The organism is Caulobacter sp. SLTY (genome assembly GCF_009905535.1).
Classification (GTDB): domain Bacteria; phylum Pseudomonadota; class Alphaproteobacteria; order Caulobacterales; family Caulobacteraceae; genus Caulobacter.
In genome coordinates, this window is sequence record NZ_JAAALA010000009.1 from 84,029 (window position 1) to 106,363 (window position 22,335).

Consider the following 22,335-nt stretch of genomic DNA (forward strand, 5'->3'; position numbering starts at 1 on the left):
GGGGGGTGGCAGTGGCGGTAACGAGAAGCGACGTACTGAAGGCGCTTGGCGAGTTTGATGCCCTGGGAAGGTCCGAATTTCTGGCTGCCTACGGCTTCAGAGCTTCCCGGGACTACGTATTGCGCCATGGGGGCAAAGAGTACGACTCCAAGCCGATCTGGGCCGTAGCTCACAAGTGGGATGCTGACGTAGCCCGGCCGCTCAAGGTCAACGAGTTTAGCGGGGGCGCGGCTGACACAGTGAAGAAGCTGCAGGCGCTTGGTTTCGAGGTGGTCAAGGAGCCTTCTAATCCTGACTGGACCTGGGATGAGCACGTCCTGGCCCTAGAACTCTACATGCGCGATCCGACCACAACGCCTGGTCACGGTAGCAAAGAGGTTCTTGAGCTTTCCGCCCTGTTGAACGCCTTGGCCCGTCGATCGGGCCTTGTCGGCAACGATCGGTTCCGGAACCCCAATGGCGTCTACATGAAGCTCATGAACTTCAGGAGGCTTGATCCTGCGGTTCTGGCTGAGGGCAAGAAGGGCCTTTCTCAGGGTGCGGCAGGAGAGGAACGGGTCTGGAATGCCTACCTTGGCAAGCTGGACGAGCTACGGGCGAGGGCAGCGGCTATCCGCCTGGCGATCGATGACGCTGAGGTAGACCTAGTACCCGCGGCGGACGACTACGAGGCCGAAGAGGGCGGCGTTGTGCTGCGCCTCCACAAGTCTCGAGAACGGGATAGGAAGCTCATCGGGAAGAAGAAGGCACAGGTGCTAGCCCAAACAGGAAAACTCGCCTGTGAGCCCTGCGGCTTCGACTTTCGGGAGGCGTATGGTGATGTGGGCGATGGGTTCATTGAGGCCCATCATCGTAAGCCCGTTTCGACCCTCAAGAAGGGCGAGAAGACGCGCCTGGCAGACCTGGCTTTGGTTTGTGCCAACTGTCATCGGGTGCTCCACAAAAGGGGGCTTATGGCAGTTGAAGACTTAGCCAAGCTGATTGGGATTCGACGTGCGCCGGCTTAGCCTCTGCGGTCTGGCGGGAGCGTTCGCAGTGTTCGTCCCGTCCGTCGCCTTCGCTGACCCCTGTAAGGCTATTCCCGATCGCGGGCCGGCTCCGGCTTGGATCAAACCTGATGCCAAATTCTCGGGTGTCGTCCGGTACATAGTGGACGGTGACGGGTTCTGTTTGGGTGGTCGAGACCCGACCAGCTGGATTGAAGTCCGCATGGTGGACTTCGACGCGCCGGAGCTTCGCGAACCAAACGGAAGGGAAGCGAAGGCCAAGCTATCGGATCTGATCTTGGGCAGGAGGGTGAGTTGCACGGTTCGCCCCGGACGTAACGGACGAGCGGTAACCCACGATCGCGTTTTGGCATCCTGTCAGATGGGGGAGCGATCAATCGCAACCGGACTGCGGGCCGCCGGCGTTTCAGAGGGCGGTAACTGAGATTCTATGCAGCCGATTCAACCGTTTCTCCACCAAGAGACAGCAAATCCCCTACGACCATATAAGTGTAAGCCACATACCTGTCAGCTTCGCTCTTCTCAGTGATTGTAGCGTGACTGCCCTTTTGGGCAGCCTGAAATATGCTGTCTAAGCGTTCTCCAAGGAAAGATAGATGAGAGCCCACAATTTCCGAGAACCTACTCGATTCGCTGTTTTCCTCAGCATACGCCATAAGGCGATTTATGTAGTTATCGGCCCCCAGCTTGATAGATTTTTGCTTGGAGCCACTACCCACAATCTTGTCCTCCCTAGCCGGGTATAAAGAATCCGCAAGGTCCTGAAGTATTCTCCTGCAGCTGTGCACAGCGTTGGATATGTCTTCCGGGTTCTCAGATCGCATGTTTTCGTAAATGGCGGAAAAGCGTTTGACCGCCTCCGGTACTCTTAATCCGACTTCTCCATCGACCCTCTGTCGAATTCGACTGAATACATCATCAACGATACCGGAAAATTTAAGTTCATAGTACTGACGCGTGGCATAGTCGTAGATGAGAGCGCGCCGACTTGCCAGCCTTGTCGAATTTTCCTGTATCGATCGCTTAATAGCATTGCGTTCTAACAGGTTTCCTGAACTGTTTACAAACTGGTGGGGATTGGCCGAGCTTATGCTTCCATCCTGCGCAGCGCCCAGCGCGATCTTTTGAATTTCGAGTTGTGTCTCAAGCGTTCCGATGCTCTCAAGGAACATGTAGGTTTCTATGTCTTCGGTCTTCGGTTTCTTCTTCTTATAGCGTCGACCGGAAAGAAGGCCGCGTTTCCAATTTTCCGCGCTCATCCCATTAGGTTCGTGGGGGTATCCGCTGGCTTCATACTTAAACACCTCTGCGAACTCGAAGTCGTTCAGAAGTCGGGCTAGTCGCGTAGCCTTCAAGGCGCAACGATCAAGTGGAATTTCATCTAACTCAATGTTTCTGATAATCTCCTCAGCTAGGCCGAGAGCTTCATCCATTGCTTGCTTAGATGCAGGAATACGTTCGGGCATTAAATCGGCTCGCGGAAGAGGCTTACCTATTAGGGTTCTAGCGGTGCGGCAACAAGGTGCGCCGGGTCCGTGCCCAGGGCAGCCGCTAAACGCCCAATCACACGCAGGCTCGGGTTCCTTCGCCCCGCTTCAATTCCCCTGAGGTAGGTGACGTCAATCCTTCCGTCGGCGGCCAACTCCTCCTGAGTGAGCCCTGCCTGAAGCCGGCTGGATCGAACATTTTCCCCGAAGATTTTGCACCAATCCATTTGCAGGAGAGGGCTTCACCGGGCTTATAGTCACCAGGGATTATAGTCCCTATCGGGGTTGACGATGAATGACACGCTGCAGAAGGTCTTCAAAACAGGGCAGGAAGAGGAGAGTGGCGGTGGTGCCATTTTCGGAATTCTCATCCTCGCGGTGTTGATCGCCGGCGGGCTCGGGCTCGTGAAGGGCTGTTCAAAGGAAGATGCAAAGTCGGCCAAATCAGATGCCGCGGAGGAGGCGACTACTCCAGTTCCTGAGAGCGTCGAGTTGCCGTCAGATGCGGCTGTTAATGCCGCCGCTCGAAAAGCCGTACGTTGGAAGCTAGCCGATCCAGATTCGGCCAAGTTCCGGAATGTGTTCGTTGTAGCGAAGCCCGGCCAAGCGAAGGCGGTCTGCGGTGAGGTAAACGCCAAAAATCAGATGGGCGGTTACGCCGGCTACAAGCGGTTCATCTCCGCCGGCACGGTCAAGCTAACTTATTTCGAAGATGACCTCGCGGACATGGATGAGGCGTGGCGCACACTATGCACGCGGTAGCATGGGCGCAGAGCTTCATCGAGGCATGATCCAAAGCCCCTGATTGTCCCGTTCACTACCTTCCAAACAGCCGGCGCAAGGCCAAGTCTCCCGTATCCACGCCCGGAATGTTCGCAATGATCTGGTCCGGAAGATTGTCGGGCGTTTCGAACTTAAGGTGCTTGCCAACGGCGTAGATGGGCTGAATTTCAGGGCGATCGTTTCGATAGAAAATCGCCGTCCGTGCATAAACCTGCACGACCTGGTTGAGCGCGTCCGCTTCTTCGGAACTTACCGTTAGGCTGAACACTCGGGGCAAAACTGTGTAGCTGAGTGGCACGACAAAAAGGACGCTGAGCCTGGGGGTTACCGGTACTAACATCTCAGGCGCTAGTGCATGCCCGCCGGGCGGAGTGATGTTGTGAAAGAACCCATCGCCAAAGACAAACTCCCGATCGGGCGAGAATATCACAACATACTTTCCTCGACCTGATACCTCTTTTACGGTTCGCTTGTGTGTAGACCGCAAGTTTGAGCCGATAAGTACGTTGCGCTCGCGATCTGGAAGCGGCCCTCGTAAATGCTCAGCGAGGCCGACTGCAATTTCTCTGGTCATTGGACTACGAACCGCCAGCGACACCAAACATTCGGACAGATTCGAGAGTTCTTGGTCTGAGGCAGACCGGGGAAGGAAGCGCCGCCGCCGTTCTACAGGCAACGGGGTTGGCTCATGATGTACGCTTTCAAGCCATTGAATAACGCCGGGGAAATTGCTGTCGGCACGATCGAATTCTTGTTCAAAACTCTCGTCCCAAACAGTCTGCTCTCCCGGCCTGCCAAGCAAAATATGGTGTCCATTGCCGATGACCCCGAAATTGGCGGGGGTTGAGCGTCTGGTATCGCCGTTGGGAAGCAGCCAATTCACACCACCTTTATCGTCTGCCCAATGGGCAGATACGCACTCCGGCCACCAATGGTGCCGTTCCGACTTCAGCCGCCGCTCCATGCCCAAACCCGTCCGCCTCTCACGCGAGAAGAAACTTTTTGTCGCGTTTAAAGATCGATAGGGAAAGGGGGCCGGGGTCAAGATTGCTGCGTTTGAACGTGCCGCGCTAACTAACAGCTCGGGCCTTTGCTCAACATTTCCAGCCTTTGACAACCTTCGGAGCCTTCTCTCGCTCGCTCCAGGATCGGCCTTCATTACGAGCGCGGCGGTAACGCTTGTCGCACTTTTGGAACGCACCTGGCGGAACTGGTTTGCCTAGCTTCAGATAGTCATGTGCGCAGGCGACAATCGCTGCTGCCTCGCCCCCATTCATCCCGGTGTGGATCGCCTGAATGCGTAGCTTTTCAAACGCACCCGGATCGAGCGTGTGCCCCGGAGAGTTGGAGAAGGCTCGAAAAATTGCCCTTGAATTGCTAACGCTGCTGTAAAGGGCCTGGCCTAGGTTGTCTTGAAATATCGTGTAGTCATCCCCCGACAGCAAGCAGAGTTGCATGTCTGCGTTATCTAGCTCAACATAAGTTAGCTCAACTCGTTCCATTACCGGTATTAGGTCGTTATAATTTCCGATGCCGTTCACTGCAAGGTTCCAACCTCGAAACTGCAAATCACCAACGGCGGCCAAGTGGCGGCGGTTCGCGGCCTCCAGATTGCTTACTGCCGTTACCTGGTGGCTATATAGGTTGCTTACGAACGCGGCTTGCTCTTGCCGAAATGCGGCAACCGAGGATGCAACAGCAGCAAACGCCGCCAGAAGTGTGGAGTAAAACAACACCGACTCGCGGTTCTTGAAACGATCTTGGATTGCTCCAAGAGAGCGAGCAATTTTCGACGCCAACGCCGCTAACCGAGGCTGCCGGCGCTCCTCCTTCAACTTGGGCATCGAAGTCCGCCTCAGATAGCTGATCCCGGTTTCCGACTTCAACCAAAGGGCAAATAAATACAACTCTTAAGGCGTTTCCGACCATCCATCCAACGCCCGATAGACGCTGGCCCGACCGATATTGAGCCGCCGCGCAATCTCCGTGGGTCGAATTCCTTCAGCCTTTAGAAGGCGAACCTGGTCGACTTCAACCGTCGGCTTTCGGCCGCTATAGCGACCCTCAACCTTCGCCTTCTCGATTCCCTCCCGTTGCCGCTCTTTCCGAAGATCCGTTTCGAACTCCGCAAACGCCCCTAAGAGGTTGAGCATCAGCCGACCGGTAGTGCTTGCGGTATCAATCTCTCCCTGCTGTAGCGCCCGGAAGTGAACGCCCTTCGCGGTAAGGCTGTCGATCACCTGTCTCAGGTCAACGATCGAACGAGCGAGCCGATCAAGGCGCGTGACAATGAACGTATCCCCTTCCCGGACATAGGAGAGGGCCTGGTCCAGCTGGTCCCTGCCGGCAGTGCTGGTTCCGCTGCGCTTCTCCTCAAAGAGCTTCTCACAGCCCGCGGCTTTCAGTTGCTCCCGTTGAACGTCCAGCGACTGCCCATAGCTGGAAACCCGAGCATACCCGACCATCGCCATTTGATTGTGTCCCAATAGGTTCTTAGACCTTGGAAACGTATCGTCTCAATTGGTTCATGGCAACCCTAGTGAGACAGTTTTTGTGTCTCAGCGGAATGACTCAGATGGGTATACTTCTATGAGAACCGCAATCTATGGAGCCTATCTGGTGGGGCTTCCAATTCTCGCCAGTAGACCAGCCAAGTTCACATCTCCGGGTCCGTCATCTTTGACGATGCCGTCGGCTGAGCTCCTAAACAGGGCGCTGAGAATAATCTGGCGCTCTTGGTCGGAAGCTGCCTGCTCTAGCGTCAGTGCGAGGTAGGTCGAAGTCATCACTGCGCGTTCCTCCGCGTCCTTACGCAGGTGGTGTTCGCTTAGGTACAGCCTGGTAAGGAGCCGGCCGATCCAAAAAGCGAGCGCTCCTAAGGAGCCAAGGCCGGCGGAAAGAATGAAGTAGACTGGTGTGGGGACCTTGACGCTCGCGTTTCCCAACAAAATCAAGCTCGTAGCACCAAAAGCAGCCGCGAATCCAATGACTGCCAGAGGAAAATACCATTTCAACCGCTCAATAGATTTCTCTTCCGCAGCAGCGTGTCGGATGGATTTGTCCTGCCAATATTCAACAGGGGCTTTGAGCTTCATGTGCTCCGTATACGTCGCCTTAACATCAGACAGGTCTTGAATTGCTTGCCTTTCGACGGCGCGTTGCAATTTTTCTCGTTTCTTCCACTTCGCCAGATGCTTTAGCGTGAGTGTTCGGCCCTTTGTTACCGTTCCCGCAACCAACTCTTCCCACTGAACCTGTCGTGAACGCTCAGCCTCAACCAATTTGGCGACCTCTGATCTAAGGTGCTCTCTAGTGTTGGCTCTTTCGGCGCGAAGTCGGGCCGCTAGGTTTTCCGGTGGAATAAGCGCAGGTGCAGCAAACTGAATTAGGGCGGTAAACTGCTCACCGCTCAAACCTTGCCTGAAATTGACTCGTCCGCGGTGCATTGAGTAGGCGAACGCCGCGAGGCCCGGATTGCTCAGGTGGGCAATCGCCCGAAGACGTTCTGCTTCATCGCTGGTGTGGTGGAGGAGGCGCTCGCCTGGAACCGCGAAGGCAGACGCAATGATGCTTGCTGCGCTCGTTAGCGGCTGGCTTTGTTGAGCGTTCAATTCGATGTCGGTTTGAAGCTGCCTAAGGCGTTGCTGGACTTCAACTTCCGTCCCGTAAGGGTCGAAAGCGGCTGTGTTAGACAGCCATTTCCAAGCTTCAACTTCAGCACGGGCAAATGAGCGGGCATCGTCCCAGCTACGAAGCACAACGGTTCCGCCGTTGTCTCCCAAGTCGATCCGTACGGCTTCCATGGTGTCGCCTTTCACTCTGCGTACCCGATCATTTGAGCAGTTCCGGGCTGAGCTCATACTTTGCAGGCGCTGCCTCGTACCGGGCCTTCTCCGCTTGATAGAGCGTTTCGTCTGCGAGCAACTTGTTCATCGCTTTGTAACACGTTCGTGCCACTATAAATCCCAGTCCCGCAAATAACAGCAATCCGATGAAGAGCATCCGGGGCAGCCAAGTTTCAATAAGATCGAACCACCAAGGCGTAATGAATTGACGATATTCATAATCGTCATGTGTGCGAACCTTGATCGGAATTAGCCCATCCTCGTTAAATACGCGCATATATCGAGTCGAGTAGCTGTTTCCCCAATCTAACCGCCACCACATGTAGACCTGTACGCGGGCTCCGGGGGCAATTTTGCCTACCAGAATGTCTTTCGCGTCGAGGTCTACTGTTCGGCTTATCGATTTTCCCTCGGATTTTACGACAAGAAGAGCCGGGTACGGAGCCGCCTTGAACTGGATTCGGATCGGCTTTGATTCGGTAACTCCGTTGTTTTGAATTTCCACAAGAGCGTAACTATAATCTTCCGTATCTGTGAAATCATCGATTGCCGGCCTTGTTATGCCGGCATTTTTCATGACTACCTGAGGGTCGGCCGAGTTCAGAGTCGGAAACGGATACCAGTAGGAAGGGTATACATTCGTAACAAGTCCGCGGTCCGTGAAGGCGGACTTTATTCGGTCTTGAAAGGCAAATGTCGTTACCGCTAGAATGAAAGGAATAATGAGTATTTGAAGCGTGATTGTAAGCGTCTTCACTGGATTTCTCTCCCCCTTGCCCAAGGGGTTCAGCCTACAGTCGTGCTCTGTGACCGCGCAAGCAGGTGCTGTGCTTACTGTCCTGGCATCGGGAAGGGCAAGGCCGTGCTGTTCTTAGGGTGCCAGTTAGGGCGTCCGTTTAACACGGCTAAAAAAGATCAATAAAAACAACAAGTTTTAAAATACCGGTGGCGGAGAGGGTGGGATTCGAACCCACGGTACCCGTCAAGGCACGCCGCATTTCGAGTGCGGTACATTCGACCACTCTGCCACCTCTCCATACCGGTGTAGTGAGCCTTTTTGAGGGGCCCCCTGATCGAAGGCGCGGAACCTAGCGATGCGGACCCTTCAGCGCAAGGGCCGATTCCGTGTGCGACGGAAGGTCCAGGGCGGCGGCGTTGAAGCCAGGGTTTTGGCGAAAGGTGGGCGGCATGATCGGACGGGTATTGGCGGTGCTGGCGTTGGTGCTGGCGAGCGGCTCTCAGGCGTTGGCGGCCGGTCCGGCGGCGGTCTGCGCCGAGGCCCAGGCCTATTCCACGGCGCGCAATGGGGTGTCGGTCCTGGTGCTGAAGAACGGCGCCGCGGTCTGCGAGGGCTATGCGGGCGCCGGCGGGCCGGACAGGGGCTGGGAGATCTGGTCGGGGACCAAGAGCTTCAATGGCATGATCCTGGCGGCGGCGGTGCAGGACGGGCTGATCACCCTGGACGAAAAGGTCGCCGACACCCTCCCCGAATGGCGGGACGATCCGCGAAAGACCAAAGTCACCATCCGCCAGCTGCTCAGCTTGACCAGCGGCATCGAGACCACCGTCGGGCGGGCGCCGGACTATGCCGGAGCCGTGGCCGCCGCCGTGACGGCCGAGCCGGGGACGCGGTTCGACTATGGCGCAGAGCCGTTCCAGGTGTTCGGGGCGGTGATGAACCGAAAGCTGAAGGCGGCGGGAACAGGGGACGCCGATGTGCTGGCCTATCTGAAGCGGCGAATTCTCGATCCGGCCGGGGTGCGCTGGACCAACTGGCGTCGCACGCCGTCCGGTGATGCGCTGTTGCCGCAGGGGGCGGTCTTCACCGCGCGCGAATGGGCGAAATTCGGCGAGTTCGTCCGAGGCGGGGCGGTGAGGGATGGCCGGCCGCTGGTCGATCCCGTCGCCTTCCAGGCCCAGTTCGAGGGCACGGGCGTCAACCCCGCCTATGGCCTGACCTGGTGGCTGGCCAGGCCGGGCGGCTTTGGTCCCCGCACCGCGCCGGTGGATTTCACCGACGGGTCCGCAACCCTTCCGGCCGACCTGAGGATGGCGGCCGGCGCCGGCAAGCAGCGGCTGTATATCCTGCCGTCCTGCGGCCTGACCGTGGTGCGCCAGGCGATGTTCAACCTTCGCGACGCGCGCGGCGGCGGGCCGCAATGGAGCGACCACGCCTTCCTTGCGCCGATCATCAAGGCCTGGTGCTGACCCGGACCGCCTGTTGGAAGGCCCCGCCGCGACCCTCGCCGCCGCCGAAGCGGGCGGCGCCGGCGGCGGCTTCTCCGGACTGCAGGGTCTGCAGGCCGACGCCGATCTCGAAGGCGGCGGCCGCGTCCCAGTCCAGGCTCCATTGGGCCAGGGCCGAGCGGCGGTCGTTGCGCAGGCAGGTCTGGGGGAAGGCTGCGATCTGGCGGGCCAGGTCCAGGGCGACCTCAAGCGCCTGACCATCCGGGGCGATGCGGTTGGCCAAGCCGATGGCCAGGGCCTCGTCGGCGGCGACCGGTCGGCCGGTAAGGATCAGGTCCATGGCTCGCGACTGGCCGATCAACCGGGGCAGACGCACGGTGCCCAGGTCGATCAACGGCACCCCGAACCGACGGCAGAAGACGCCGAAGGTGGCGCCCTCGGCCGCCACCCGCAGGTCGCACCACAGCGCCAGCTCCAGCCCGCCGGCCACCGCAAAGCCCTCGATGGCGGCGATCACCGGCTTGGACAGTATCATCCGGGTCGGCCCCATGGGGCCCAGGTCGCCCGTGCGATGGACGGGGTTGGCCCGGTCCGTTCCGATGCCCTTGAGGTCGGCTCCCGCGCAGAACTGCCCGCCCCCGCCGGTCAGCACCGCGACCTTGGCGTTACCGTCGGCGTCGAACCGCTGAAACGCCTCGTACAGGGCGCGGGCGGTCGGCCCGTCGACGGCGTTGCGCGCCTCGGGGCGGTGAAGGGTGACCACGGCGATCTCGCCGTCGAGGGCATAGGTGACGGACATTCGGTCTCCCTGGATGTCAGATTAGTCCTGCCGCCTTGGCCTCGGCGCTCAACGCCTCTCTGAACTTCGGATCGGCCAGGGCGATGATCGCCTTGGCCCGTTCGAAGCCGTTCAGGCCCTTCAGGTCCTTCCACCCATGCTCGGTGGCCACGATGTGGACGTCGTTGCGCGGCGTGGTCACCGGCCCGTCCAGCCGGCTGACGATCCGCGAGATGGTCCCACCCTTGGCCGTCGAATGGCAGGCGATGATCGACTTGCCGTCCCGGGAAGCATAGGCCCCGCGCACAAAGTCCAGCTGGCCCCCAGCGGCGCTGTACTGGCGCCCGGCCATATGCTCGCTGTTGCAGGCCCCCGACAGGTCGATCTGCAGGGTGGCGTTGACCGAGACGACCTTGTCATTGCGGGCGATCACCGCCGGGTCGTTGACGTAGTCCACCTGCCGGCTCTCCACGGCGGCGTTGTCGTCGATGAAGTCGTAGAGGGCCTTGTCTCCGAGCGCGAAGGTGAAGATCGACCGGCCGGTGTTGGTCGCCTTGCGGGCGTTGGTCACCGCCCCGCTCTGCATCAGCGCCATCAGCCCGTCGGAGAACAGCTCGGTGTGGATGCCGAGGTCCCGGTGGCCGCTGAGGGCGGCGCAGACCGCCTCGGGCAGGGCCCCGATCCCCATTTGCAGGCAGGCCCCGTCCTCGACCAGGCCGGCGACGATGCGGCCGATGGCGGCGTCCTCCGGGGCCGGCTCGCGGCGGGGGTCTTCAAACAATGGGGCGTCGTGCTCGACGATGGCGTCGACCTCGCTGACATGGATCATCCCGCCCCGGACACGGGGCATGTGGCGGTTGACCTCGACCACCACCCGCCGCGCGGACTTCACCTGGCCCAGGCCGTAGTCGTTGCTGGTCCCCAGGCTGAAGAAACCGTGGGCGTCCATCGGTGAGACGGTGGTCAGGAAGGTGTCGATCGGCTTGGGCTCGCTCATCAGCCGGGGCGCCTGGGAAAAGGCGCCGGGCACGAAGCAGATGGTCCGCTTCCCCTCCGCCTCGCCCTGGGCCAGCAGCGCCCGCTCCCAGGGACCCAGGAAGAAACAGTGCGGCCGGATCCGGTCCATCAGCTCATAGCGCAGCACCGTCTGGGCCGCGTGCGGCGTGGAGTGGAAGTAGTAGAGCCGGACCTCGTCGATCTCGTTCGCCTCGGCCCGCGCCGCCAGGGCGGCCAGCAGCGCCGGCGGCTCGGCCAGGGCCATCCCCATCGCTACCCGGTCCCCGGACGCGATGTCGCCCACTGCCTCTGCGGGGGTGGTCAGCTTGCCGGCGTACTGGTCCTTGGGGGTCATTTGACGATCCTGCAGCCGAAGTCCCGTTCATAGACCGCCTCGCCGGAGAAGATAGCCAGCCGGCTGGTCACCCGGGCCTTCGCGGGCAGGCCGGAGCGGTCGACGTCGATGTTGAACCGGTCGAGGTAGGCGCCGAAATCGGTGCGGCAGCTGGCTTCGGAGCGGCCGGTGACGAACAGGCAGGAGCAGACCTGCTTGGCGGTGAAGGTGGCGCCCGTCCGGGGCCATGGGCTGAACTGGACCCAGGCCAGGGCGAGGAGGGCCGCCAGAGCCAGTCCGCCGCTCGCCAGGATCAGGGTCCGTCGGCGCATGGCCTAGAGCGTCAGCCCCCCATCGACGATCAGGGTCTGGCCGGTGACGTAGGCGGCCAGCGGCGAGGCCAGGAACATCACCGCCCCGGCCATGTCGTCCGGCGTGCCCAGGCGGCCCAGCGGGATGCCGCGCAGGGCGCCGGCCAGACGTTCTGGGTTCTCGGTGGTCACCTTGGTCAGCTTGGTGTCGACCAGGCCCGGCGCCACACCGTTGACCCGCACGCCATCGCTTGCCCAGGCCTGGCCCAGGGTTCGGGTCAGGGCCACGGCGCCCGCCTTGGAGGCATTGTAGGCCGGGTTGCCGCGGGTGGCGTGGAAGGCGGCGGTGGAGCTGATGGTCACAATGTTGCCGCGGCTGGCCTTGAGGTCGTCGAAGAACCGCATGGAACAGGCCATCAGGCTGTCGAGGTTGACCCCGACCACCTTGCGGAACCCGTCCATCTGGAACTCGCCCTTGCGATAGATGACCGTGCCCTGGGCCAGGACCAGGACGTCCAGGCCGTCGAAGGGCGAGGCGGCGTTGGCCACCGCGTCGCTGTCGGAGGCGTCGACCTGGGCGAAAGTCAGGCCCTCCAAGTCCGAGCCGTCTTCAACGCGATAGTCGTCCTTCGGCCGGGTGCCCCAGACGGCAACCTTGGCGCCGCGCGCGCGGAACCCATGGGCGATGCCGTTGCCGATGCCGCTGGTGCCGCCGACGACCAGCACCCGCTTGCCGGTGAAATCGAGATCCATCCCCGCCTCCCTGACGCTTAGAGCTTTGGAGCCGTGACCCGCCGCGCGTCCACCGCCCATCGTTCCCATGACCCGTCTTCCGCCACGACAATCAAGGCGTCATGCAGGTTGATGGTCGGGTCGCAGTGGCCGGGCTGCAGCCAGACGATGTCTCCCAGCCTCGGCGCGTCGGTGGGCCAGGGGGCGGCGGGATCCGCATCCAGCGCTTCGACGGCCGTGACGAAATCTCCGCCCTTCAGCATCGGGATGGCCGAGGGATGCAGGATCATTCCGTGCTCGTCCCCCATCGGCCGCCAAAGCGAGCCCGCGCCGGCGCCGGACGCGACCTTGGCCGGCGGGCCGTCGCTGCTCAGCGCCTTGAAGCCGGCATCGACGGTCACGTGGCTCTTGTGGGTGGCCGAGACCACCGAGGCGGCCAGGAACATCGCCTGACGGAAACCCCAGGCCCCGCCGGCCGGCGCCTCGCAGACCTCGTACTCGACGTCCATCACCGCATAGCTGCCGGCCTGCAGCTCGGTGAACACCCCGCTCTTCAGGTCGAAAGCATGGCTGCCGGTGCCGCCGCCGGTGATCACGGGCGGCGCCAGGGCGGCGGCGGTCAGGGCATCGCGCACCTTGGCGGCCCGATCGATAACCGCGTCATAGGCGGCCTGCCGGTCGCTCTTCCCGCCAATGTGCTGGATGTGGCCGGCATAGGCCTGGATGCCGGCGAACCGCAGGCCTTCCGTCTCGGCCGCCTGACGAGCCAAGGCGACTACCTGATCCGGATGGGCGCCGGTGCGGTGGGTGCCGGGATCGAGGTCGACGACCAGGTCGATGACCCCGCCGGCCGCTCGCGCCGCCGCGCCCAGCCAGGCGATCTGGTCGGCATGGTCGGCCGTGGCCCCGATGCGGGCCTTGGCGGCCAGGGCGGCAATGCGCGGCGCGGCCCACTGGGCCGAGGGGGCGGTGACCAGGACGTCGGGGATGCCCGCCGCGACGAAGGCCTCCGCTTCGCCCACCGTCTGAGCGCATAGGCCAACCGCGCCGCGTTCGACTTGCAGCCGGCCGAGCGTCGAGCACTTGTGGGTCTTGCCGTGGGCGCGGAGGCGGACGCCTGCCCGGTCGCAGAGGCCCTGCATGTTGGCGAGGTTGGCGTCGAGTGCGGCGCGATCGATGAGCAGGGCAGGGGTCTGGAGCGGGCGGAAAGACCAGATCGTCATCGGCTCAGATTTCCCCGCTCAGGACTTTGGCAAACAGCTCGGGATCGACGTTGCCGCCCGACAGCACCACCCCCACCGTCTTGCCCTCCACGGGCAGCTTCCCGGCCAGCAGGGCCGCCAGGGCCACACAGCCGCCCGGCTCGACCACCAGCTTCAACCAGGTAAAGGCATAGCGCATGGCCTCGGCGACCTCCGCATCGGTGACCGTCAGCACCCCCGTCAGGTTGGTCTGGTTGATCGGGAAGGTCAGCTTGCCGGGCATCGGCGACATCAGGGCGTCGCAGATCGACCGGGCGCCCTGGTCGACCCCGACCCGTTCGCCGGCGGCGAGGCTGCGGGCGGTGTCGTCGAACGCGGAGGGCTCGACCCCATAGACTTCGGTCGCCGGCGACAGATGCCTGAACGCCGTCGACACCCCTGCCGCCAGCCCGCCACCGCCGACGGGGGTAATGGCCATGTCCAGGTGGGCGCCCAGGGCGCGGGCCTGCGCCTCCATCTCCAGGGCGGCGGTGCCCTGGCCGGCGGCTATATCATAGTCGTCGAAGGGCCAGACGATGGTCATTCCCCGCACTTGCGCAATCTGGCGGGTGATGGCGTCGCGGTCGTCGGTGTAGCGGTCGTAGAAGATCACCTCGGCGCCGTAGTCGCGGGTGTTGGCCACCTTCATGGCCGGCGCGTCCTGGGGCATCACGATCACTGCCGGGGCCCCGACCATCCGCGCCGACAGGGCCACCCCCTGGGCGTGGTTGCCGCTGGAGCAGGCCACCACGCCGCGCGCCCGCTCCTCGTCGCTGAGCCGGGAGATCTTGTTCATCGCCCCGCGGAACTTGAAGGCCCCGCCGCGTTGCAGGGTCTCGGGCTTGATCAGCACCCGTCCGCCCAGCCGGCCGTTCAACGCCGGGCTCTCGACCAGGGGTGTGACCACAGCCAGCCCCTCGATGCGGGCGGCTGCGGCCTCGATGTCGGCGAACGTGATGGTCATGTCGGATCCCTGCGGCAATCACCCTCTGCTAGCCCTTTGCGCGCAACCCTCAAAGCCCGTAAGACCGGACATCAACTCTTGTCGGGGGCAGCCCATGCGTGCGGTGTTTGTCGGGGCGGCTATGGCCCTGGGTCTCGGGTTCGCGGGCGCTGCCCAGGCGGGCGAGGTCGGCGTCGGCGTCGGCGCCCACGACGTCGACCTGTGGAAGGAACAGTGCTGCTTCGAAGGCGGCCAGAACCTCGAGCTCCACTGGCGTTCCGATCCGCTGGAGGTCGATCGCGGTCTCGGTATCTGGCGCCTGTGGGCCATCGGCTCGGTCAACAGCGACGAGGGGACCAACTTCGCGGCTGGCGGCATCCAGCGCCGGTTCTGGGGCGACAAGAAGGTCTACGCCCAGCTCAGCGTCGGCCTGGCCGTGCACGACGGCGAGGACGGCGACCCGCCGGTGGCCAATCCCGACCGCATCTATTTCGGCTCACCCGTCCTGATCGCCTCCGAGGCGGCGGCGGGGGTCAACTTCAACGAAAACTGGTCCGGCGAGATCGCCTATTTCCACATGAGCCACGCGGGCCTGGCGGGCGACCAGAACCCGGGCCTGGACGTCATCTCGGTCCGGCTGATCAAGAAGTTCTAGGGCGATGAAAGCGGTCTGGTTCGCGGTCGCCCTGCTGGCGGCGACCCCGGCCCTGGCGCAGGCTCCGCCGACGGACAAGGACCGGCAGGCCCTGCTGCAACGGTGGGGCCGGGCGGCGACCGAGGACGCCGAACGGCTCGCCGAGCGCAATCGTCCTCGGCGGCCCGAACTGCTCAATGCCGTCAAGGCGGCCAATCCGGGTCAGGAGGCGAAGGTCGTCCCCATCGTCCGGACGGCAGAGCTCTGCGTCGCCGAAGGCTCCGTCTATCAGACCCGCCTTGACGCCCTGGAAGTCGCCGCCGGCATGACCGACCCTGAGATCCTGGCCCTGACCGAGTTCTACGAGGCGGTCCGCGCCCAGGACGCCGGCGCGCCGACGGACAAGGAGGCGCTGGCGGTGCTGGCCGCCAAGGCGCCGCTCGACAAGCTAGGCGAGGGTCTGACTGCGATCAGAAAGCGTGGCCTCTCCGAGCACGCGAAGACCCATGCCCGCGGCTGTCTCGAGACCATGAACAACGCCTTGGAGCGGGAAGGGCTGAACCAGCCCTGAGCGGCGCGTGACAAGGCTCCGTCCGTCGGCCTACGGTGCGTTTCGAACCTTCGGAGCCCCGCATGAACGCCCTCGCCATCGACCGTGACGCCTGGACCGCCGCCGGCGACGCCGAGTTGCATGACGCCATCGAGCTGCGCCGGGCCATCCATATGGAGCCGGAGCTGGGCCTGCACCTGCCCAAGACCACCGAGAAGGTGCTCAAGGCCCTCGAAGGGCTGCCTCTGGAGATCCGCCAGGGGCCCTCGACCACCGGCGTCCTGGCCATCCTGAAGGGCAGCGCCAACGGCCGAACGGTCCTGCTGCGCGGCGACATGGACGCCCTGCCGCTGACCGAGGACACCGGCCTGGAGTTCTCCAGCCGCACCCAAGGCGCGATGCACGCCTGCGGCCATGACACCCATGTGGCCATGCTGGCCGGCGCCGCCCGCGCCCTGTGCGCCCGTCGCGACCAACTGCCCGGCACGGTGATGTTCATGTTCCAGCCGGGAGAGGAGGGCCACCACGGGGCCCGCTTCATGCTCAATGACGGGCTGATCGACCCGCTGCCCGACGCCGCCTTCGCCCTGCACGTCTCGCCCAACATGCCGACCGGAACCTTCGCCAGCCGGCCCGGCCCGCTGCTGGCTTCGTCCGACAGCATCCGCATCCGGATTGTCGGGGCCGGAGGCCACGCCTCCATGCCGCAGGACGCGGTGGACCCCATCCCGGTCGCCTGCGAGATCGTCACCGCCCTGCAGGCCTTCGTCACCCGCCGGGTGTCGGTGTTCGACCCGGCCGTGCTGACCATCGCCCATATCGACGCCGGCACCACCTACAACATCATTCCCGAGCACGCGATCATGCGCGGCACCTTCCGCACCCTGTCGGAGCGTTCGCGCGAACTCGTCCGCGCCGGGGTGAGGACGGTGGCCGAAAACATCGCCGCCGCGCACGGCTGCCGCGCCGAGGTTGAGATCGAGGAAGGCTTCCCGGTCACGGTCAACAACGCCGCCGCCGTGCGTCTGGCCGAGCAGACCGCCAAGGCCCTCTATGGCGATAGCGCCTGGCACACGATGGAGAACCCGATGATGGGGGCCGAGGACTTCTCCTACGTCCTGCAGAAGGCCCCTGGCGCCATGGCCTTCCTCGGCGCCGCCCCGGTCGGCGTCGGCGGCGACTACCGCGCCTGCTGCGCCCTTCATTCCAACCGCATGACCCTGGATGAGCAGGTGATGGCGCGCGGCATCGCCATGCATTGCGCCTTCGCCGAGGCGGTTCTGACCGGCGGGCTCGAAGGCTGAGGACGGCTGTGTCGGCTACCGGCTAGCGACATCCCGCCGCACCGGCTATGGGACGGGTCCACCGTCCGGGGCGACTTCCACATGCAGATCACTGACCGTCTCTTCAACCGGCTCGTGCTGAGCGCGGTGACGGTCGGGTTCGTGGCGGTGCTGCTGGCCGGCTTCGTGCTGTTCGCCACCATCCAGCGAAACCAGGAATTCAATCGCTGGGTCGATCATACTTACCAGGTGCAGCAGGCGCTGGCCGACTTCCGCATCCAGCTGGAACGCTCGGAGACGGCCCGGCGCGGCTACATCCTGCGGCGCGACCAGCGCTACCTGGCCTTCCTCCAAAGTTCGATGCGCGAGCTGCCCGAGGCGCTGGCGCAGGTGGAACGGCTGACCATTGACAACCCCGCGCAGCAGGGGCGGGTCGCGCAGATCCGGACCCTCTATGAGCGCCAGCTGGCCTTCGTCCAGGAGTCCGAACGGCTGGTGAGCGCCGGGGCCATTCCCCAGGCGGTCAACCGCTTCCGCAACGACGGCAGCATCGAGAATATCATCGCCCTGCGCGACATCCTGGTCGAGGCCCGGGCTGAGGAGCAGAAGCTGCTGGAGGTGCGGACGGCGCAGCAGACCGCCGGCCAGCAGACCCTGTTGTGGGTGATGATCGTCTGCGGCCTGCTGGTGCTGGGCGTGGCCGGCGGCTCGACCTTCGTCATCTTCCAGTACACCCGCGACCTGACCGCCAGCCGCCGCTCCCTGACCCGGCTGAACGCCAACCTCGAGGGCCTGGTCGAGGAGCGCACCGTCGACCTGCGCCGGGCCAACGACGAGATCCAGCGGTTCGCCTACATCGTCAGCCACGACCTGCGCTCGCCGCTGGTCAACATCATGGGTTTCACCGCCGAGCTGGAGGCGGCCAACGTCCCGCTGGGCGAGCTGGTCGATCGGGTCGAACAGGCCAATCCGGACCTGCTCAGCGACGACGCCCGCTCGGCGGTGCGTATTGAACTGCCCGAGGCCACCGGCTTCATCCGCGCCTCGACCCAGAAGATGGACCGGCTGATCAACGCCATCCTGCGGCTGTCGCGGGAGGGCCGCCGGGTGCTGACCGCAGAGCCGCTCGACATGACCGCCCTGGTCGAGGGCATCGCCGCCAGCCTGAAGCATCGCACCGACGAGCTTGGGGCGACCATCACCATCCAGGCCATGCCGGACCTGGTCAGCGACCGGGTGGCCGTCGAGCAGATCCTGTCCAACCTGATCGAGAATGCCGTCAAATACCTCAAGCCCGGCCGGGTCGGCCGCATCTTCGTCCGCGGTCGGGCGGAGGGAACGCGGGTCGTCTACGAGGTCGAGGACAACGGCCGGGGCATTGATCCCAAGGATCACGAGCGGGTCTTCGACCTGTTCCGCCGTGCCGGAACCCAGGATCAACCGGGCGAAGGCATCGGCCTGGCGCACGTTCGTGCCCTTGCCTATCGCCTGGGTGGAATCATTTCCTGCGATTCCGCGCTTGACCAGGGCGCCACCTTCCGGCTTTCCCTACCTGCCGTCACGACGACCTGAAGAGAGACACCTTGAGCCAGCATGTCACCATCGTGATGATCGAGGATGACGAGGGTCACGCCCGTCTGATCGAGAAGAACATCCGCCGCGCCGGGATCAGCAACCCGATCCGCCACTTCCTGGAAGGCACCAGCGCGGTCGATTACCTGGAAAACGCGCCCGAAGGCCCAAACCACAACGGCCCGGCCCTGGTGCTGCTCGACCTCAACCTGCCGGACATGAGCGGCACCGACATCCTGGCCCGCATCAAGGGCGGAGACGGAGCGCTGAAGCGCACGCCGGTGGTGGTGCTGACCACCACCGACGACAAGGTCGAAATCCAGCGCTGCTACGATCTGGGCTGCAACGTCTACATCACCAAGCCGGTGAACTACGAAAGCTTCGCCCAGGCGATCCGCCAGCTCGGCCTGTTCCTGTCCGTGATCCAGGTCCCCGGGGACGAACCCACCGCGTGACCGGACCTCGCGTCCTCTACATCGATGACGATGAGGGCCTGCGGCTCCTCACCCGCCGCGCTTTGGAGCGGCGCGGCTATGTCGTGACCACCGCCGCCGGCGGCGAGGAGGGCGTCGCCCTGGCCACCGCCGAACCCTTCGACCTGATCGCTATCGACCACTACATGCCGGGCCTCGACGGGCTGGGGACGTTGGAGCGGCTCAACGCGGCCGGAGTGAAGGCGCCGGTGGTCTATGTCACAGGGTCGGAGGAGAGTCGCATCGCCGTGGCGGCGCTGAAGGCCGGGGCTGCCGACTATGTGGTCAAGACGGTCGGCGACGACTTCTTCGACCTGCTGCACAGCGCCTTCCGCTCGGCCCTTGAAACCGGCCAGCTGCGCCAGGCCCGCGACGAGGCGGAGGCCGCCTTGCAGGCCAGCAACGAGCGGCTGGCGGTGCTGCTGCGCGAGGTCAACCACCGGGTGGCCAACAGCCTGCAGCTAGTCTCCGCCTTCGTCCACATGCAGGCCGGCGCCCTGGCCGACCCCGCCGCCAAGGCCGCCCTGGCCGACACCCAGCAGCGCATCGCCGCCATCGGCCAGGTCCACCGCCGCCTCTACACCGCCAGCGATGTCGAGGCGGTGGATCTGGAGGACTACCTCGGGGCCCTGGTCATCGAGCTGACCGGCGCCTGGTCGACCCCGACCGCCTGCCGCACCCTGACCCTGTCGGTCACCCCCGCGCGGCTGGAGACGGACCGGGCGGTGTCGCTGGGCGTGATCGTGAACGAGCTGGTCTCCAACGCCTGCAAATACGCCTACCCGGCCGACGCCGCCGGTGAGGTTCGCATCCGGCTGCAGCGGGACGATCAGGGCCTGGTGCTGACGGTCGAGGACGACGGCCCCGGCTTTGATCCCGCCGGCCCGGCCACCGGCACGGGCCTGGGCAGCCGGATCATCTCGGCCATGGCCGCCAACCTGAAGACCCGGCTGTCCTACGAGCCCGGCCCCGGCACGCGGGCGGTGATGCGGATCCCCGCCTGATCAGATGAGCGCCTCGCCCAGGTTGTCGAGGGCGGCGCTCCAGCCGGCCTTGCTGCCGGCGATCATTCCGCCGCCGTCGAGAGCGACGATCTGGTTGGTCAGGGTCAGCTTCGATCCGGCTCCGTCGGGCTCGATCTCGACGGTGATCAGGTAGACGCTCAGCAGGGTCTCGCCCTCGCTGCAACGCTCGGAGAACACCAACCGCCGGCCGGGGACGATCGCCTCGTACAGGGTCTCGATCCGGTACCGCAGGTCGCCAGGCGAGCCGCAGCGGCTCAGATCGCGCCCACCCACCCGGAAGTCGGTTGCGTCGAAGACCAGGGCCTCGCCCTTGGGTACGGCCCAGCGTAGCCGCGCGTCCGGATCGGCCCAGGCGGCGAACACCCGCGCGGGGCTGGCGGGATAGCTGCGCTCCAGCACCAGCGTGTCGTGCATCGGGCTCATTGTTCGTCTCCGTTAGTGGTGGCCAGGTAGTCGCCCAGCCGGTCAAGGCGCCGCTCCCATTCCAGGCGGCGCGTGTTCAGCCAGCCTTCGGCGGCGCGCAAGGCGTCCGGCTGCACCTGGCAGGTGCGGATCCGGCCGGTCTTGGTCGACCGCACCAGGCCGCTGGCCTCCAGCACCTTGAGGTGCTGCACCACCGCCGACATCGACATGTCGAGCGGCTGCGCCAGTTCACTGACCGAGGCAGGGCCTCGGGTCAGCCGATCGACCATCCAGCGCCGGCCGGGATCGGCCAGGGCGTGGAAGGCGCGGTCGAGTGGGTCTGAATGCTGAAGCATATGCTTCACTATCAAGCCGTCGCGCCCTTGCCAAGGGGCCGCTATCGTGGCCGTCAAAGAGAGAGGAAACCCCATGCGCCTTGCCGCCCCCCGCATCGCCCCCGTCGCCGACGCCGAGTTCACCGAGGACCAGAAGGCGGTGCTGGGGCCGATGGTCGCCACCGGTCGGCCGGTGCTGAACATCTTCCGCACCCTGGCGCGGTCGCCGGCGGCGCTGAAAGGCTTCCTCGGTTGGGGGGAGTATGTGCTGTCGAGGAAGAATGACCTGCCGGCGCGGGAACGGGAGATCGTGGTGCTGCGCATCGGCTGGCTGTGCAAGGCCGGCTACGAATGGACCCAGCACGTGCCGATCGGCATCCGCGCCGGCCTCACCGAGGCCGAGGTCGAGCGGATCAAGCAGGGCGCCGACGCGGGCTGGAGCGACGCCGACGCCGCCCTGATCCGCGCCTCCGATGAGCTGCACCACGATCACTTCATCAGCGATGCGACCTGGGCGGCGCTGAAGGCGCATTTCAGCGACAAGCAGTGCATGGATCTGGTGTTCACCGCCGGCCAGTACACCCAGGTCTGCATGATGCTGAACAGCTTCGGCGTCCAGCTCGACCCGGGCCAGACCCTGGACCCGGACCTGAGGGGGTGACGACGGCCGCAAACGCCCTGGTTGATTGTCTGACAATACTGTACCGTGATGCCGTGAACCGGAGACTGTAATGGCCGAAGCCGAGATTCCCGCCCGCGGGTCGCTGCCGCTGGACGCCCGGCTTTCGCAGTTGCTCATCCGCGAAATCATCGCTGGGGATTACCCTCCCGGCTCCTGGATCCGGGAGCAGGAGGTCTCCGCCCGGCTGAAGGTGTCGCGCGCCTCGGTGCGCGAGGCCCTGCGCAATGTCGCTTACGCCGGCTTCGTTGAGATCCAGCCCTGGCGCGGGGCCCAGGTGGCCCAGATCTCGCGCGGAGAGCTGCTCGATATCTTCAGCCTGTTGGCCGAAACCTATGCCAAATGCGCCTACTGGGCGGCTGATCGCTTTCCCGCCGAGCACATTCCCCGCCTTTGGGAGCTGTTGGATGCCGCCGGCCGGGCGGTTCAGGGGCGGAGCGACCCCAAGGAGCATTTCGAAGCGTCGTTCGCCCTGGGCCAGCTTATCGGCCGCCATTCGGGCAGCCGGCTGGCCTATCGCATGCTGGTCCAGGTGGGGAACCTGGCCCTCTGGCAGCAGAGCCTGCTCGTCCCCGGGTCGGACCACAGCTACGAGCAATCCCTGTCGGCGCACCGGGTTCTGGTCTCCGCCATCGAGGCGCACGAGGCCGAGATCGCCGAGTCCGCCGCCAGGATGATCGTGATGATCACCCGCCGCTCGCTCGAGGACGGCGCCGTTGGCGCTCGCAGGTCGTAAGA

The 22,335-nt window shown here is 64.1% G+C and carries 26 protein-coding genes and 1 tRNA gene; 11 read left to right on the top strand and 16 right to left on the bottom strand.

Annotated features, from left to right (window positions below; genetic code table 11):
• Positions 1–5: 5 nt before the first annotated feature.
• Positions 6–1,007 (top strand): HNH endonuclease, encoded by a 1,002-nt coding sequence (locus GVN21_RS21340; protein ID WP_166574057.1) that lies wholly within the window; start codon positions 6–8, stop codon positions 1,005–1,007.
• A 428-nt stretch (positions 1,008–1,435) separates the two neighbouring features.
• Here the strand turns inward: GVN21_RS21340 and GVN21_RS07280 are convergent, their stop codons facing one another.
• Positions 1,436–2,473, bottom strand: coding sequence for a hypothetical protein (locus GVN21_RS07280; RefSeq protein WP_166574058.1), 1,038 nt, complete (start codon positions 2,471–2,473; stop codon positions 1,436–1,438).
• 29 nt (positions 2,474–2,502) lie between these two features.
• A complete protein-coding gene (locus tag GVN21_RS07285) occupies positions 2,503–2,721 on the bottom strand; it encodes a helix-turn-helix transcriptional regulator (protein WP_166574059.1) in 219 nt (72 codons plus the stop codon).
• Positions 2,722–2,785: 64 nt separating this feature from the next.
• On the opposite strand from GVN21_RS07285, the gene GVN21_RS07290 reads away from it, so the two are divergent.
• Entirely contained in the window at positions 2,786–3,256 is a 471-nt protein-coding gene (locus tag GVN21_RS07290; protein WP_166574060.1) for a hypothetical protein, read from the top strand.
• A gap of 55 nt (positions 3,257–3,311) precedes the next feature.
• On the opposite strand, the gene GVN21_RS07295 is transcribed toward GVN21_RS07290, so the two are convergent.
• From GVN21_RS07295 to GVN21_RS07320, 6 genes are all read right to left on the bottom strand, one after another.
• Positions 3,312–4,241 (bottom strand): DUF4238 domain-containing protein, encoded by a 930-nt coding sequence (locus tag GVN21_RS07295; protein WP_166574061.1) that lies wholly within the window; start codon positions 4,239–4,241, stop codon positions 3,312–3,314.
• Positions 4,242–4,371: 130 nt separating this feature from the next.
• Entirely contained in the window at positions 4,372–5,121 is a 750-nt protein-coding gene (locus GVN21_RS07300; protein ID WP_166574062.1) for a hypothetical protein, read from the bottom strand.
• 66 nt (positions 5,122–5,187) lie between these two features.
• Positions 5,188–5,748, bottom strand: coding sequence for a recombinase family protein (locus GVN21_RS07305; protein WP_166574063.1), 561 nt, complete (start codon positions 5,746–5,748; stop codon positions 5,188–5,190).
• A gap of 141 nt (positions 5,749–5,889) precedes the next feature.
• A complete protein-coding gene (locus tag GVN21_RS21160; protein ID WP_166574064.1) occupies positions 5,890–7,095 on the bottom strand; it encodes a DUF6161 domain-containing protein in 1,206 nt (401 codons plus the stop codon).
• Positions 7,096–7,108: 13 nt separating this feature from the next.
• Entirely contained in the window at positions 7,109–7,879 is a 771-nt protein-coding gene (locus GVN21_RS07315) for a hypothetical protein (RefSeq protein ID WP_166574065.1), read from the bottom strand.
• 189 nt (positions 7,880–8,068) lie between these two features.
• Positions 8,069–8,158, bottom strand: a tRNA-Ser gene (locus GVN21_RS07320).
• A 152-nt stretch (positions 8,159–8,310) separates the two neighbouring features.
• Here GVN21_RS07320 and GVN21_RS07325 point away from each other — a divergent pair.
• Positions 8,311–9,330 (top strand): serine hydrolase, encoded by a 1,020-nt coding sequence (locus GVN21_RS07325; protein ID WP_166574066.1) that lies wholly within the window; start codon positions 8,311–8,313, stop codon positions 9,328–9,330.
• Here GVN21_RS07325 and GVN21_RS07330 read toward each other — a convergent pair.
• From GVN21_RS07330 to GVN21_RS07355, 6 genes are read right to left on the bottom strand one after another with little or no spacing between them, the layout of a single operon-like run.
• The gene (locus GVN21_RS07330) at positions 9,314–10,108 is read right to left on the bottom strand and encodes a crotonase/enoyl-CoA hydratase family protein (RefSeq protein ID WP_166574067.1); all 795 of its coding nucleotides are present in this window, start codon (positions 10,106–10,108) and stop codon (positions 9,314–9,316) included. The genes GVN21_RS07325 and GVN21_RS07330 overlap by 17 nt on opposite strands.
• Positions 10,109–10,124: 16 nt before the next feature.
• Positions 10,125–11,438: an acetyl-CoA hydrolase/transferase family protein gene (locus GVN21_RS07335; protein ID WP_166574068.1), complete on the bottom strand. Its 1,314-nt coding sequence runs from the start codon at positions 11,436–11,438 to the stop codon at positions 10,125–10,127.
• Positions 11,435–11,749, bottom strand: a complete 315-nt coding sequence (locus GVN21_RS07340) for a hypothetical protein (RefSeq protein ID WP_166574069.1) — start codon at positions 11,747–11,749, stop codon at positions 11,435–11,437. The genes GVN21_RS07335 and GVN21_RS07340 overlap by 4 nt, the downstream gene beginning before the upstream one ends.
• 3 nt (positions 11,750–11,752) lie before the next feature.
• Positions 11,753–12,481: an SDR family oxidoreductase gene (locus GVN21_RS07345; RefSeq protein ID WP_166574070.1), complete on the bottom strand. Its 729-nt coding sequence runs from the start codon at positions 12,479–12,481 to the stop codon at positions 11,753–11,755.
• A gap of 17 nt (positions 12,482–12,498) precedes the next feature.
• Complete coding sequence (locus GVN21_RS07350; RefSeq protein WP_166574071.1) at positions 12,499–13,683, bottom strand: alanine racemase; 1,185 nt, start codon at positions 13,681–13,683, stop codon at positions 12,499–12,501.
• A 4-nt stretch (positions 13,684–13,687) separates the two neighbouring features.
• A complete protein-coding gene (locus tag GVN21_RS07355) occupies positions 13,688–14,665 on the bottom strand; it encodes a threonine/serine dehydratase (protein ID WP_166574072.1) in 978 nt (325 codons plus the stop codon).
• A 94-nt stretch (positions 14,666–14,759) separates the two neighbouring features.
• On the opposite strand from GVN21_RS07355, the gene GVN21_RS07360 reads away from it, so the two are divergent.
• The 6 genes from GVN21_RS07360 to GVN21_RS07385 all read left to right on the top strand — a co-directional run bounded on the left by GVN21_RS07360 (position 14,760) and on the right by GVN21_RS07385 (position 20,160).
• Entirely contained in the window at positions 14,760–15,299 is a 540-nt protein-coding gene (locus GVN21_RS07360; protein WP_166574073.1) for an acyloxyacyl hydrolase, read from the top strand.
• 4 nt (positions 15,300–15,303) lie between these two features.
• Complete coding sequence (locus GVN21_RS07365) at positions 15,304–15,849, top strand: hypothetical protein (protein ID WP_166574074.1); 546 nt, start codon at positions 15,304–15,306, stop codon at positions 15,847–15,849.
• 62 nt (positions 15,850–15,911) lie between these two features.
• On the top strand, positions 15,912–17,132 hold the full coding sequence (locus tag GVN21_RS07370) for a M20 family metallopeptidase (RefSeq protein WP_166574075.1): 1,221 nt from the start codon (positions 15,912–15,914) through the stop codon (positions 17,130–17,132).
• A gap of 81 nt (positions 17,133–17,213) precedes the next feature.
• Positions 17,214–18,683, top strand: a complete 1,470-nt coding sequence (locus GVN21_RS07375) for a sensor histidine kinase (RefSeq protein WP_166574076.1) — start codon at positions 17,214–17,216, stop codon at positions 18,681–18,683.
• Positions 18,684–18,694: 11 nt separating this feature from the next.
• On the top strand, positions 18,695–19,138 hold the full coding sequence (locus tag GVN21_RS07380) for a response regulator (protein WP_240902795.1): 444 nt from the start codon (positions 18,695–18,697) through the stop codon (positions 19,136–19,138).
• Positions 19,135–20,160, top strand: a complete 1,026-nt coding sequence (locus GVN21_RS07385) for a response regulator (RefSeq protein WP_166574077.1) — start codon at positions 19,135–19,137, stop codon at positions 20,158–20,160. The genes GVN21_RS07380 and GVN21_RS07385 overlap by 4 nt, the downstream gene beginning before the upstream one ends.
• Here the strand turns inward: GVN21_RS07385 and GVN21_RS07390 are convergent, their stop codons facing one another.
• Positions 20,161–20,604 carry an SRPBCC family protein gene (locus GVN21_RS07390; protein ID WP_166574078.1) on the bottom strand — a complete coding sequence of 148 codons (444 nt, stop codon included), beginning with the start codon at positions 20,602–20,604 and terminating at the stop codon, positions 20,161–20,163. It lies immediately after the preceding gene.
• The gene (locus GVN21_RS07395; protein WP_166574079.1) at positions 20,601–20,939 is read right to left on the bottom strand and encodes a metalloregulator ArsR/SmtB family transcription factor; all 339 of its coding nucleotides are present in this window, start codon (positions 20,937–20,939) and stop codon (positions 20,601–20,603) included. Before GVN21_RS07395 ends, GVN21_RS07390 begins: the two co-directional genes overlap by 4 nt.
• Positions 20,940–21,012: 73 nt before the next feature.
• Here GVN21_RS07395 and GVN21_RS07400 point away from each other — a divergent pair, with 73 nt between their 5' ends.
• Together GVN21_RS07400 and GVN21_RS07405 are read left to right on the top strand one after the other, a co-directional pair.
• Positions 21,013–21,579 carry a carboxymuconolactone decarboxylase family protein gene (locus GVN21_RS07400; protein WP_166574080.1) on the top strand — a complete coding sequence of 189 codons (567 nt, stop codon included), beginning with the start codon at positions 21,013–21,015 and terminating at the stop codon, positions 21,577–21,579.
• Positions 21,580–21,649: 70 nt separating this feature from the next.
• Complete coding sequence (locus tag GVN21_RS07405) at positions 21,650–22,333, top strand: GntR family transcriptional regulator (protein WP_166574081.1); 684 nt, start codon at positions 21,650–21,652, stop codon at positions 22,331–22,333.
• Positions 22,334–22,335 lie beyond the last annotated feature (2 nt).